General features: G+C 45.6%; 11 protein-coding genes and 1 pseudogene. 1 reads left to right on the top strand and 11 read right to left on the bottom strand.

Annotated features, from left to right (window positions below):
* On the top strand, positions 1-814 hold an 814-nt coding region (locus AC13CS_RS04720), incomplete at its 5' end, for a PorP/SprF family type IX secretion system membrane protein (protein WP_482888546.1).
* A gap of 240 nt (positions 815-1,054) precedes the next feature.
* On the opposite strand, the gene AC13CS_RS04715 is transcribed toward AC13CS_RS04720, so the two are convergent.
* The 11 genes and pseudogenes from AC13CS_RS04715 to AC13CS_RS04665 all read right to left on the bottom strand — a co-directional run bounded on the left by AC13CS_RS04715 (position 1,055) and on the right by AC13CS_RS04665 (position 13,029).
* Positions 1,055-1,213 carry a hypothetical protein gene (locus tag AC13CS_RS04715; protein ID WP_293169143.1) on the bottom strand — a complete coding sequence of 53 codons (159 nt, stop codon included), beginning with the start codon at positions 1,211-1,213 and terminating at the stop codon, positions 1,055-1,057.
* Positions 1,214-1,407: 194 nt separating this feature from the next.
* Positions 1,408-1,698 (bottom strand): annotated as a pseudogene (locus tag AC13CS_RS04710) (DUF3108 domain-containing protein); the annotation flags it as partial.
* Between the two features lie 270 nt (positions 1,699-1,968).
* Positions 1,969-2,976, bottom strand: a complete 1,008-nt coding sequence (gene iolG / locus AC13CS_RS04705) for an inositol 2-dehydrogenase (protein ID WP_293169147.1) — start codon at positions 2,974-2,976, stop codon at positions 1,969-1,971.
* Between the two features lie 18 nt (positions 2,977-2,994).
* Positions 2,995-3,900: a TIM barrel protein gene (locus AC13CS_RS04700; protein ID WP_293169149.1), complete on the bottom strand. Its 906-nt coding sequence runs from the start codon at positions 3,898-3,900 to the stop codon at positions 2,995-2,997.
* A gap of 10 nt (positions 3,901-3,910) precedes the next feature.
* Positions 3,911-5,383: a CoA-acylating methylmalonate-semialdehyde dehydrogenase gene (locus tag AC13CS_RS04695; RefSeq protein ID WP_482888545.1), complete on the bottom strand. Its 1,473-nt coding sequence runs from the start codon at positions 5,381-5,383 to the stop codon at positions 3,911-3,913.
* A 39-nt stretch (positions 5,384-5,422) separates the two neighbouring features.
* Positions 5,423-7,021 carry a solute:sodium symporter family transporter gene (locus tag AC13CS_RS04690; protein WP_293169153.1) on the bottom strand — a complete coding sequence of 533 codons (1,599 nt, stop codon included), beginning with the start codon at positions 7,019-7,021 and terminating at the stop codon, positions 5,423-5,425.
* A 27-nt stretch (positions 7,022-7,048) separates the two neighbouring features.
* On the bottom strand, positions 7,049-8,908 hold the full coding sequence (gene iolD, locus AC13CS_RS04685) for a 3D-(3,5/4)-trihydroxycyclohexane-1,2-dione acylhydrolase (decyclizing) (protein WP_482888543.1): 1,860 nt from the start codon (positions 8,906-8,908) through the stop codon (positions 7,049-7,051).
* Between the two features lie 94 nt (positions 8,909-9,002).
* The gene (gene iolC, locus AC13CS_RS04680; RefSeq protein WP_482888542.1) at positions 9,003-10,016 is read right to left on the bottom strand and encodes a 5-dehydro-2-deoxygluconokinase; all 1,014 of its coding nucleotides are present in this window, start codon (positions 10,014-10,016) and stop codon (positions 9,003-9,005) included.
* A 3-nt stretch (positions 10,017-10,019) separates the two neighbouring features.
* Positions 10,020-10,895: a 5-deoxy-glucuronate isomerase gene (gene iolB, locus AC13CS_RS04675; protein WP_293169159.1), complete on the bottom strand. Its 876-nt coding sequence runs from the start codon at positions 10,893-10,895 to the stop codon at positions 10,020-10,022.
* Positions 10,892-11,857, bottom strand: a complete 966-nt coding sequence (locus AC13CS_RS04670; RefSeq protein ID WP_293169161.1) for a class II fructose-bisphosphate aldolase — start codon at positions 11,855-11,857, stop codon at positions 10,892-10,894. The genes iolB and AC13CS_RS04670 overlap by 4 nt, the downstream gene beginning before the upstream one ends.
* Positions 11,858-11,985: 128 nt before the next feature.
* Complete coding sequence (locus AC13CS_RS04665) at positions 11,986-13,029, bottom strand: LacI family DNA-binding transcriptional regulator (RefSeq protein ID WP_293169163.1); 1,044 nt, start codon at positions 13,027-13,029, stop codon at positions 11,986-11,988.
* Between the last annotated feature and the right edge of the window lie 10 nt (positions 13,030-13,039).

Below are 13,039 nucleotides of genomic sequence, written 5' to 3'. Positions count from 1 at the left end.
CAACTATACCTTTTACCGCTACAACATGAACATCTACAACCCCGCCTTTGCCGGAAGCTCGGAGGCTGCCGAGCTCTCCTTGGGCATCAGGAGCCAATGGGCGGGCGTTGAAGGTGCCCCCGAGAGCCAAAGTGCCATTTTCGGCATGCCCATGGGCAGGAACGTGGGGCTTGGCGTGTCCATCCTCAACGACCGTACCTTCATAGAACAGCAGACCTGGATGGCCATCGATGTTTCCTACCACATCCGATTGGATGAAGACCACAGGCTATACTTTGGGATCAAGGGAAGTGCCAACTCCTATGATGCCAACACCAATGGCCTTGTCACCTATGGGGTTGGCCAAGATGGAACCCTGATGGACTACGATAGCCGTTTCACCCCCAATGTAGGGGCAGGGGTCTATTTAAAGCACGATAGGTATTTTGCATCCCTGTCCGCTCCCAAACTACTGACCCCGGATCGCTTGCAGGAACGCGATGGAAATGCCTATTTGGGAACCGACCGCATGCACGCCTACCTCAGCGGGGGATATACCCTTCTCTTGGGCAAAACCTTGGACCTGAAGACCATGGGGATGTTGCGCTACGTGGATGCCTCCCCCATATCGGTGGAACTGACGGGTATCCTGGACTTTGGGGAACGCTTTGAGTTTGGCGCCAGCTATAGGTACGATGAAAGCATCAGCGGACTGTTCCTGTTCAATATCAACAACGGATTCAATTTGGGCTATGCCTATGAGACCTCCATCCAAAACCCCATTGACGGGCTGGACAACAATACCCATGAATTGTTTATGAGATTGAGGATGTAACAATCTCAAAATCAATTAATACTGTTATAAGTGATAAATGCCCTTGGCTAAAAGGGCATTTTTTTTGCTTAAAAATGAATTTAAAATAGCAAATACTATCTTCATTCCCATATTTAAATCTTTTTGGCACATCTAGTTCGTCCACTTCAATTCACTGGTAATGAGGAGGCATATCTTCATTATTTGCCAGTGCTTAAATACAAGAGGCGTTATAGCAATCACTTAATGGAGCACTTAGGCTTAGCTCAAATGCTTTTTCATAAAGTCCGGATTAACTTCTATAATCTTTAGCAAGGCAAAGTTTCCACCCCCTATTAATTTTGAGTAATCTGAAGTATTTTGAGAAAATCCTTTTAGCGTTGTTAAAATGATTTGAGGAAAAATTATTGGGTATTTCATAGATGCATTGATTTGTAGATACCCTGATTTTTAGGACAGTTTTTCTTAAGCAAATCTGACTGTTGAAATCAAACTTTTGACCATTACCAAACTGTAATATTTTTTGAGAGGCTTACAAAACAACTAAAAAAGCTGTTCTACAATCCACAAACAGTACCCCCCTTTTAAATCACCAACTTTTTGTAACGAAACCTTCAATAGAAAAAATCACGTATCTGCAAAACTTTGAACGTTTGTTGATCTATCCAAAATTCACTCCATTGTTTTTCATTGTGCTCTATTTTCAGCACCCAACAGCTGAACTCTTGATCATTAATGGACAGCTTTTCCTCTCTTACCTTTTGATACGTATGGTATTCAGGTTTTGATTTGGAACCCGGATGATAAAAATTAATATCAAATTGATTGAAGTCCTCAAATGGCAACATCCCAAGTATTTCCAAATCCAATTCCCAGTTGAAAGCCAAAGCAGTATTTTCCATGGTAAACGTAGCTTGTTGTGCTTGACGGTGTCGTTGTCCGTATAGACCTTATTATCTTTAAAATGATAAAATTTGCGCAGCTCACCTTGAGGGCTTTTACCCAATGTACTTACTACAATTTCTTCTGAAACAGGCTGAAATCTTTGACCTACTGTTATCTTATAGTCGTGGAGTTCTTTATAGTTCTGTCTTACCCAGCTAATGGGTCATTTTCACTCATAGGATTCTTAGTTCACAAAAAAATCAAGTTTAAATACTTGCATTTTGTCTTATTCAAAATATCTCAGTGATTTTAACAGGTCTATTCTCCCTGAGTGATTTGATTGCTGCCAGACCTATTTTCAACGATTGAAGTCCATCATTTCCATCAACTGGTGTCTTGTCATTATTTTCAAGGCTCTTTGCAAAGTCACAGATTTCGTTCTTGTACGCTTCCCTATACCGTTCCAAGAAAAAATGTAAAGGCAAGGCTGCATGTATGCCCTTATCGTTGTACAATTTATGAGAATCCATAAAGTTGTTATTGGACTGGACCATGCCCTTGGATCCAAACACCTCCACCCTTTGATCATATCCGTAGGACGCCTCCCTACTATTATCAATTACGGCCATAGTACCATCGGAATAGGTAAGCGTTACCACTGCAGTATCTATATCACCTGCCTTGCCAATGGCCTCGTCTATAAGAACGGCCCCCTTGGCGTATACCTCCTCTACTTCCTTATCGACCACAAAACGGGCCACATCAAAATCGTGAATGGTCATGTCCAAAAACAGTCCACCCGATTTTTCAATGTAACTTATGGGCGGGGCCCCGGGATCCCGGCTGGTAATCTTGACCAAGTGGGGCTGACCCACAGCTCCGGTCTTCACTAAATCCTTCACTTTTCTGAACTCTTTGTCGAACCTACGGTTAAAGCCCAACATGAGCTTGACCCCGGCCTTGTTCACAATATCGAGGACCTCCACTACCCTCTGTAATGATAGATCGAGGGGTTTTTCACAAAAGACATGGATACCGGCCTTTGCAGCCATCTCCACATAATCTGCATGGGTGTCGGTTGGTGAGCAGATCACTATGGCGTCTATGGGGGTCATTGTCAACATTTCTTCGAAGTTAGAAGCAATGTACGGGATGTTCTTGTTCTTGGCATATTGTCTGCCCTCTTCCAAGGGATCCATGGCCGCGACCACTTGTACCCCTTCCATTTGGCAAATGTTGCCCAAATGAATCTTGCCTATTCTGCCTAAACCGGCAACGGCGAATTTTGGTTTTTTCATGAATTTGATTTCTATAAACTATAATCCCAATGTTATAATATAATCCCTATTTGACTTGGCGCATGCTTTTGGGTTTCCCATGCCCGGCAAAATATCTTGTTCCACTACAATCCAGTCATCGTATCCGGTTCGGCACAACAAATCCACAATTGCTTTAAAGTCAATATCTCCTTTGCCCAGTTCACAAAAAACTCCTCTTTTGAGCGCATCGAAATAATCCCCTTGGGCCTTTCTGGATCTCTGGGCAGCTTTGGGGTCATAATCCTTAAAATGAACGTGCCAAATCCTATCCCTATATTTTTCCAAAGCTTTTATCGGATCCCCACCTCCAAAGGCATAATGCCCCATATCGAGGCAAAGTCCGATCAGTTCGGGATCAGTAAGTTCCATAAGGGTATCTATTTCTTCAGGAGTTTCCACATAGCCAGCACAATGGTGATGGAAAACCGTCCTTATCCCGAAAGTATCTTTCACGGCCCTCGCAATTTTTTCCGCCCCTTCGGCAAAAACCTGCCATTGTTTTCGATCCAACCCCATTTCGGGGGTTATCCTACCCGCATTTTGGGTCCTTTCCAATATCGAGGCATTGTCGTCCGCAAGAACGATAAAAGCATCACCATACCCTGCATTGTACATCAATTCGGCCACGCGCATAGCCGAAGCCTTCCCGTTTTCATGCTGATCGGCTTTGACCAGCGCAACGGGCACAAATGCACCGAGAAGCTCGAGTCCACGCTGGCTTATCTCATTCTTCAAAAGCGCGGGATCTGTGGGCATATATCCCCAGTCGCCAAGTTCGGTGCCCAAATACCCCGTTTCCTTGATCTCGTCCAAAACCTGTTCAAAACCTATTTCTTCAGATTTTTTTTCGAGATCGAATTCCAGAGCCCCCCATGAACAGGGGGCATTTGCTATCTTGATCATTTGTTATCCTTTAAAATTTGCGCGACCAAATATTTGGCCAACGTTCTATGACCACCTTGGTCTGTGTGAAAAATTCAATGGCATGCTTCCCTTGGCCGTGCAGATCGCCAAAAAAGCTATCCTTCCAACCACTGAAGGGGAACTGGGCCATTGGTGCCGCTACGCCTATGTTGATCCCGATGTTTCCTGCATCAGCTTCGTTCCTGAATTTTCTGGCATTGGCACCACTGGTCGTGAAAAGGCAGGCCATGTTCCCATAATTGCCATTATTGACAAATTGCAAGGCCTCATCAATGTTCTTCATCGATATCAAGCTCATCACAGGTCCAAAAATTTCAGTTTGTATCAACTCTTTGTCCAAAGCCACATTTTCCAAAATGGTGGGGGTTATAAAATTTCCCTTTTCATATCCGGAAATCGTTGCATTTCTACCATCCAACAAAAGTTTGGCCCCTTCGTCCACCCCTTTTTGGATGAGTCCTTCAATCCTTGTTTTGCTTTCTGGGGTAATCACCGGTCCCATATCCACATTGTCCAGACCATAGCCCGTGGTCCTGTTCTTTACTGTTTCATAAATGGAATCCTTGATCTCCCCTTTTTCATCTCCTACAGTGATAATGGTTGAAGCGGCCAAACACCTTTGTCCGGCACATCCATATACTGAATCCGCAATGATCTTGGAAGACATTTCAATATCCGCATCGGGCAGAACCACAACAGGGTTTTTAGCTCCGCCCTGCGCTTGAACCCGTTTTCCATTGGCCGTTCCCTTGGAATAAATGTAACGGGCTACCGGGGTACTTCCCACAAAGCTTACTCCTTTTATGATGGGGTTTTCCAATATTGCATCTACGGATTCCTTTCCTCCGTGCACCAAGTTCAACAACCCGTCCGGAATATTGAGCTGATCGATCAGTTCAAAGACCTTCATCATGGTCATGGGCACTTTTTCCGATGGTTTTACGATAAAGGCATTCCCCGTGGCAATGGCGTAGGGCAAAAACCAAAACACGATCATTCCCGGAAAGTTGAACGGAGTGATGCAGGCCGCTACTCCAAGTGGTTGGCGGATCATCATCTCATCGATACCCGTGGCAATGTCCTCTATGACATCCCCTGCCATGAGCATAGGGGTACCACAGGCCACTTCCACATTTTCTATGGCCCTTTGGATCTCCCCAAGCGATTCAGCCCTGGTCTTTCCCGATTCGTTGGTAATGACCTCTGCCAACGCTTCCCGATTGTCCTCCAATAAGGTTTTGAGCTGGTACAGTACCTGTGTTCTTTTCATAACGGGTACTTTGCTCCATTCTTTGTATGCTTTATGTGCGGCCTTGGTCGCCCGATCTACATCCTTTGCGGTATCCGCACCGTAAGGGACCTTTGCCAAAACTTCTTGATTGGCCGGATTATGAACCGCTATCGAATCTTTTGATGCGCTTTCGGACCATTTTCCGTCAATGTAATTCTTTAAAATATTCATTTTCTTGTTATTAAGGCTATATTAAAATAATTCTTTTTATTATGAATTGCTTCCGAGCAATATGTAAATCAGTATGGTGACCAAGCAAAGTCCAATGGACATGGCTTTGGTGTATTTCCATGAAACAAGGCTCACCGCACCCACATCCACCATGTCGTATGAGCTTTTTCGTGGATAAAAATGGGAGACCACAAACATGACGGCCACATTCAGGACAAACTCAATACCCCACAAATGCACGAAATGGATCCCGTGTTCCGTATAAATCCACGACATAAAAATGTAGAACAGAAGCCCAAATATCAATGCCGCCTTCGCCCCTGTGGCCGAAATGCGCTTCATGAAAAACCCTGCCAACAAAATGGATGCAATAGGGATAAAATAGATACCGTTGAGCTCTTGGAGCAATTGGTAAAGTCCGTCCGGTGCATTGGCCATCATAGGAGCCGCGAATATGGCTACCACCGCCAAAATTGCCGATGTGGCCTTGCCGACTACCACAAGTTTGCTGTCACTTATATCCTTATTGATGTGCTTTTTGACGATGTCTATACTGAACAGCGTGGCCACAGAGTTGAGTACGGAGTTGAACGTGCTCAATACAGCACCCATGATGACGGCCGCAAAGAAACCGATCAGCCATGTTGGCAACACCTTTTTTACCAGTTGTGGATAAACACTGTCCTGGTTGCCATAATAGGCATCCTGAAAATAATAGTAACAGATTACCCCTGGTAACACGATAATCAATGGAATCAAAATTTTGAACAAACCCGTGAGCAAAAGACCCTTTTGGGCCTCCTTGAGGTTTTTGGCTCCCAATGCTCTTTGGACAATGGTCTGGTTCATACCCCAGAAATACAACTGGTTTATGATCAATCCCGTGAACAGCACTTCAAACGGCAGTACGGAATCGGGTGCCCCAACGACATTGAACTTTTGAGGTGCAAATTCATATACTTCGGTTAGACCATGCAATACATTGCCATCACCTATGGCCATCAGGGCGAGGAAGGGAATGAGCAAACCGCCCAACAAAAGGCCGAACCCGTTGATGGTATCGGAAAATGCAACCGCTCTCAACCCCCCAAAGATTGCGTAAATAGATCCTATGGCCCCAATGACCACCACGGTAATCCATAAGCCCTGTGTCTTGTCTACCCCCAAAATTTCCGATACGCCAAAAAGGCTCTCTATACCAATGGCACCGGAATACAGTACTATGGGCAACAGAGTGACCACAAAAGAAAAAATCAAGATGATGGCCACTAATGAACGTGTAAAACTGTCAAAACGGTTCTCCAAAAACTGGGGAATCGTGGTGAGTCCCATTTTAAGGTATTTAGGTACAAAAAACACGGCTGCCACGACCAATGCTATGGAAGATGTCACTTCCCATGCAATAACGATGAACCCGTTGACGTATGAATTCCCGTTCATGCCGATCAAGTGCTCCGAAGATATGTTCGTTAAAAGCATGGAACCAGCAATCACAGTCCCCGTAAGGCTTCTTCCACCCAAAAAGTAACCATCTGATGAACTCAGGTTGGTTTTCCTTAGACTGTACCAGGTAAAGAGTGCAACTCCTCCCGTAAAAAGGACAAACGATGCCAGCATGATTATAAAATCTGAATCCATTGGTTTGGTTGGTTTAATTGAGAGGGGTTATAGGTAATATTTTTGGGTCTTCTTATTGTTTTGATAGGTTTCAAAGGATTCTTTGACAGCGTCTTTTTCAGACACTTCGGCCACGGCAACATCCCACCAAGCAAAACCTGGCACCCCTTTTTTTCGATCCACTTCAATGTAGATCAAAGTGGTCCTATCAATGGTCTTCGCTTCTTTTAAGGCCTCCTTGAATTCGGCCACGTTGGATGCTTTTATGACATAAGCGCCCATGCTCGCGGCATTCGCCACATAGTCCACGGGCAACAATCCGCCATCAAGCTGATCCGTTGCTTCGTTTCGATATCGGTAGTATGTGCCAAAACCTTCGCTCCCCAAAGAAGCAGAAAGAGAGCCTATACTGGAGTAACCATCATTGTTCAACAAGATAATGGTAAGTTTTTGCCGTTCCTGAATGGCAGTGACTATCTCCTGTGACATCATCAAATAACTGCCGTCACCCACCATCACATAGATTTCACTATTAGGTCTAGCCATCTTGGCACCAAGGCCACCCGCAATTTCATAGCCCATGCAAGAGTATCCGTATTCCAAATGGAAACCTTTCGGATTCCTTGTGCGCCATAGTTTATGTAGATCACCGGGCAGGCTTCCTGCTGCACAGAGCACAATGTCCTTGGCCTCCGAAAAATTATTCACGGCACCTATGACCTCGCCTTGAAAAGCGGGTGTTCCGTTTTTTTCCGCATATATTCCGGATACAAAATCATCCCAGTTTTTGTTGAGTTCCAATACTTTTTTCCGGTAGGGTTCCCCCACTTCAAAATCTGAAAGTTGTTGATTCAATTCTTCGAGAATCGCCTTGGCATCTCCCACCAAGGGAAGGGCACCGTGTTTGAAAGAATCGAATTCCGTTACATTAATATTGATGAAACGGACATTTGGATTTTGAAACCCTGATTTGGATATGGTGGTAAAATCACTGTAACGGGTTCCTATACCTATGACCACATCCGCTTCCTTGGCCACTTCTATGGCCCCTGGGGTCCCCGTTACACCGACTGCACCCAAATTTTGGGGCACATCATAGGGCAACGATCCTTTTCCCGCATAGGTCTCTGCTACCGGAATTCCTGTTCGGGTGACCATTTCTTCCAAAACATCTGTAGCACCGCTATAAATGGTCCCTCCCCCGGCAACAATAAACGGTTTTTTGCTCTTTTTAATGAGTGAGACGGCCCGTGCCAATAAGCTACGATCAGGCAATGTCCTCCCTATTGTCCATATTTTTTTCTCGAACATTTCAGATGGAAAGTCATAAGCCTCAGCTTGGACATCCTGCGGAATGCTCAAGGTTACCGCACCTGTCTCCGCAGGAGAGGTCAATACCCGCATGACTTCAGGTAGGGCCGTAATCAGTTGTTCTGGCCGGTTGATTCGATCCCAATATTTTGAGACAGGCTTAAAACAATCGTTTACAGAAATATCTTGCGTAGTATTGGATTCAAGTTGTTGCAGTACGGGAGCCACTTGTCTTGTTGCAAAAATATCCCCGGGGATGAGCAGTACCGGAATCCGATTTATGGTCGCCAAGGCTGCGCCTGTGACCATGTTTGTTGCTCCAGGCCCTATGGATGTGGTACAGACAAAGGTTTCCAAACGGTTTTTAACCTTGGCATAGGCCACTGCAGAATGGACCATTCCCTGCTCGTTACGAGCCACATAAAACGGAAATTCCGGGTCTTGGTGGAGTGCCTGCCCGATTCCTGCTACATTTCCATGTCCCAAAATCCCAAAACATCCGGCAAAAAACTTGTGCTCCCCGCCATCCCGTTCCACGTATTGGTTCTTAAGGTATGCGATGGTCGCTTGGGCCACTGTCAATCGTATTGTTTTCATTGATCTTTCTCTTTTTGGTTGTACTTAAAAGTGCACCTTTTCACAATCCGTTTCATCTTTCCTTCATTGATATTGCACCTGGCTGTTCCATATTTCAGAAACCGCCTTTATCCTCTATAAATTTCAGGGATTCTTCCAGGGTCGGCATAAAATTGGCACACCCATTTTTGGTCACCACCTGTGCTCCGCTGGCATTGGCCATCCGGCATGCTTTGTACAGGCCCCAGCCTTGAAGCAGACCATATAAAAAGCCGCCTGCAAATGCATCACCCGCTCCCAATACGTTCAAGACCTCTACCGGAAACCCGGGCACATCTTCCCGTGAACCATCTTTTGAATAGATGCTTACCCCTTCCGAGCCCCTTTTCACCAAAAGCGTCTCAATTCCCGAAGAAAGCAACCATGTTATTGATTTTTCAATATCCCCTTTGATCTCGGGTGCCGATATCTGTTGGTGTTTGATGACCACCTGTGATGCCTCGCTCAGAGTAGCCGCAAGAATTTCCTCTTCGGTACCTATCGCAATCTTGACTTTGGGCAAAATGGCTCTTACGGTGATTCCAAAGGCACGGTAGTCATGCCACTGATCTGCCCTGAAATCGAGGTCCAAAACAATGTCAACATCATTTTTCTGAGCTATCTCGGCGGCAAAAAAGGTTGCGCTCCTACTGGGTTCAACGTTCATGGCCGTACCGTTTATGAGCAATATCTTATGATCTTGTATGTTGGCCTTCAGCACATCATCTATATCGACTTGGCTATCGGCCGCATTATCGCGATAATAGACCAAGGGAAACCTGTCGGGAGGTTCGATGCCCAAAATGACCGCACTGCTTCGTGCTCCATTTTTGACTGGGATGCAGTCTGTGTTCACCTTTTCCTTATTCAAAAAGTTGATGATGAATTCACCAACTTTGTCTTTGCCCACTGCGGTAAGTAGGCTGGGTTGGAGCCCAAGGCGGGCACAGGCCACCGCTATGTTCAGCGGAGAGCCTCCCACAAAGGCGTCAAATCCTTTGATATCATTGAATGGGTAACCTATGTTCTGCGAATACAGGTCTATGGAAGATCTTCCGAACGTAATCACATCGTATTTCTTATTGCTCATCTTTTAGTGTTTGTTCATTTGTGCGGTAACCAAGGGCAACCTATTGTCTTTTGTTTTCCATGAACCATAGATCCACTCATGATCGGGATCTGTGGTATTGGCCAAGCACTGGTCGGTGCCGGCCAAAAAATTGAGGTAGTAACAATGGAAACCATGCTCCGCCACTACTGGGTGAAATCCCTTTGGAATCATAACCACATCATTGTGGCGTGGCCTTACTATTTCGTCCAATGAACGGTCTGCCGTATATACTTGTTGAATGGCATAAGCCTCTGGTTTTTGGAATTTGTAGAAATAGGTTTCCTCTTGAACGGGCTCCAATACATTTCCTTCTACATCTAAAATTCGCTCATCATGCTTGTGTGCGGGGAAGGAACTCCAATTGCCCGATGGGGTGTACACTTCTCGCACCACGATCTTACTGCATCCAAAACCGGGCGGCACCAAGTCGTTGAACTGCCTTGTTGCGTTGTCCCCACCAAAAATTACCGTGGGCGTTTCTTCGGGCGTGACAAACTTTGCTGGATATTCCCCATCAGATTTGCACCATCCGAAGGCAATATCCAAAGTATCGCTCGTTGCGGTCAGTTCAAACCTACTGTCCCTTGGAATGTAGAGGGTGTGTGCTACTCCGCTGAACACATCTTTCCGCCCATTCCTCGTTTCCCATGTTCCCTTATCGCTCTTCACTCTAAAGTTTCCGCTCAGGAGCACAATAACCATTTCATTGTCTCCCGTACTATGTTCCCAGTTCTCTCCCCTTCTCATTTCCCTGGCCCCAAAACTCAGATAGTTCCAATTTGCTGTCTCTGGAGTTATGCTATGGTATGTTCCTGGTGTTTTAAGGGGTTTGACCAATAAATGGGATTCTTTTCTCATCTGCTCATTACTATTTTGTTGTTTGTCCTTATTCTTTCTGCCTTGCCAGTGGCTCCCAAAAGTTCAAATTTTTGCAACATGAACTTTTCGTATTCTTGTATGTATTCCTTTCCGGGCAATATTGGGTCGAACAAGTCTGGAGTCTGTTTAAAAAACTCCCGATGCACCCTGGCCCAGAGCAATCTGGTGTCGGTCGCAATATTGATCTTGCAAACACCGTACTTTATGGATTCTACTATCTCTTCCGGAGAAACACCCGCTGCTCCCTCGGTCAACTTTCCACCTGCTTGGTTGATCCGTTCTATTTCCTCTACATTGACGGCAGAGCCCCCGTGCAGTACAATGGGGAAACCGTTCAACCGATCCTGTATTTCTTTTAGTATATGGAATTGGATTCCCTGGCCTCCCGAAAATTTATAGGCCCCATGGCTGGTCCCGACCGCTACGGCAAGACTATCACATTTTGTGGCATTGACAAACACCGCCACTTCGGATGGTTGGGTGTAGCAGGAATGTTCCTCTGCAATGTCGATATCGTCTTCCACACCTGCGAGCACACCCAATTCAGCCTCCACGACCATATTGGCCTGGTGGGCCTTTTCCACCACGGTACGTGTCCGCACCACATTGGTCTCAAAATCATCGTGGGAAGCATCGATCATCACAGATTGGTACTTTTTCGAGTTAATGGCGTCAAAGGCATGCTCTTCATTGCCATGGTCCAAATGAACGGCATATACAGCCTTGGGATAGATCTTTGCCGCGGCATCGATCATGGCGGACAACATTTTTGCATGGGCGTAGCTCCTTGCCACGGGGGTCAACTGCACTATAAAAGGAGCATTGGCCCGCTGTGCGGCACTAAAAAGCCCGTGCACCTGTTCCATTGTAAAAACATTTACGGCCGCAATGGCATATTTGCCGTAGCAGTCGTTAAAAAAAATCTTGGGAGAAACAACCATGTCCTTTTATTTTTTTAGTGGTCAGACAAAAGCCTTAAACCGAGGTTAAAAGAACAAAAAAAACGCTATGCCCGAAAGCATTGGGGCGAAAACTCCATGCAAAGGTTTGCATGAAAACCACATCAAAATCAATCGGAAATACCGACCGAATCTTCTCTGGAGGATGCCCTTACAACCAGTTCCGGCTTAAATACTTCCATTCTGAATTCTTCCTTGGAATTTTTGTTTTTAATGCGTTGCAACAATATCCTGGCAGACAACATGCCCAAACTGTACACCGGTTGCCAAACGGTGGACAATGCAGGGGAAAAGTATAAGGAATGGGGCTCATCATCAAAACCGACGATTGAAATGTCACCAGGAATAGCCAGTCCCATTTTTTTGGCCACGTGCATGGCCGAAGCGGCTATATTATCATTAATGGCAAATATGGCATCTGGGGCATCCTCAAGTTCCAGTAATCTCTTGGTGGGTTTGATACCATCTTTATGGGAAAAGCCCTTAACGTGTTGGATGTAGTCTTTTCGTAAGGGCACCTTGTTCTTCTCCAGAGCATCAAGATAGCCTTGGAGCCTATGCTTTGTGGTGCTCAGGTTCAAAGGGCCGCCCAAATGGGCTATTCTTTTGCAGCCGGAACGTATGAGGTATTCCACAGCTTGTAATGCCCCGGAATAATCGTCCACCAAAACCTTGTCGCTTTCCAACCCTGGGCAGTCCCGATCAAAAACCACCACGGGCACATCGTTCCTCTGCAAATTCTTGAAATGGTCAAAACTCTTGGTTCCTGATGATGGGGATACCAAAATGCCATCCACGCGCATCTTGGACAACTTCTTCACCAAGGTGACCTCTTCTTCGTAGGATTCATTGGAAATACAAATCATGATATTGTATTCCGTTGGTCCCACCACATCCTGGATGCCCGTAATAATAGCGGAAAAAAAGTGACTGGTTATTTCGGGCACTATGACCCCTATAGTATTGGATTTTTTTTGAAGGAGCCCCAAGGCCATGGGATTGGGTTGATAATCCAGTTCCTCGGCCAATTTTTTGATGGCTTTCTTGGTATCGTCCCCGATAGCGGGATGATCGTTAAGAGCCCTTGAAACTGTGGAAGGGGCAAGGTTGAGCTTGGCGGCAATATCCTTTAAGGTGACACGTCCCTTTTTCATAGTGGATAGG

Source organism: Flagellimonas sp. B-3 (assembly GCF_056857835.1).
This window is presented reverse-complemented; position numbering and strand designations above follow the sequence as displayed.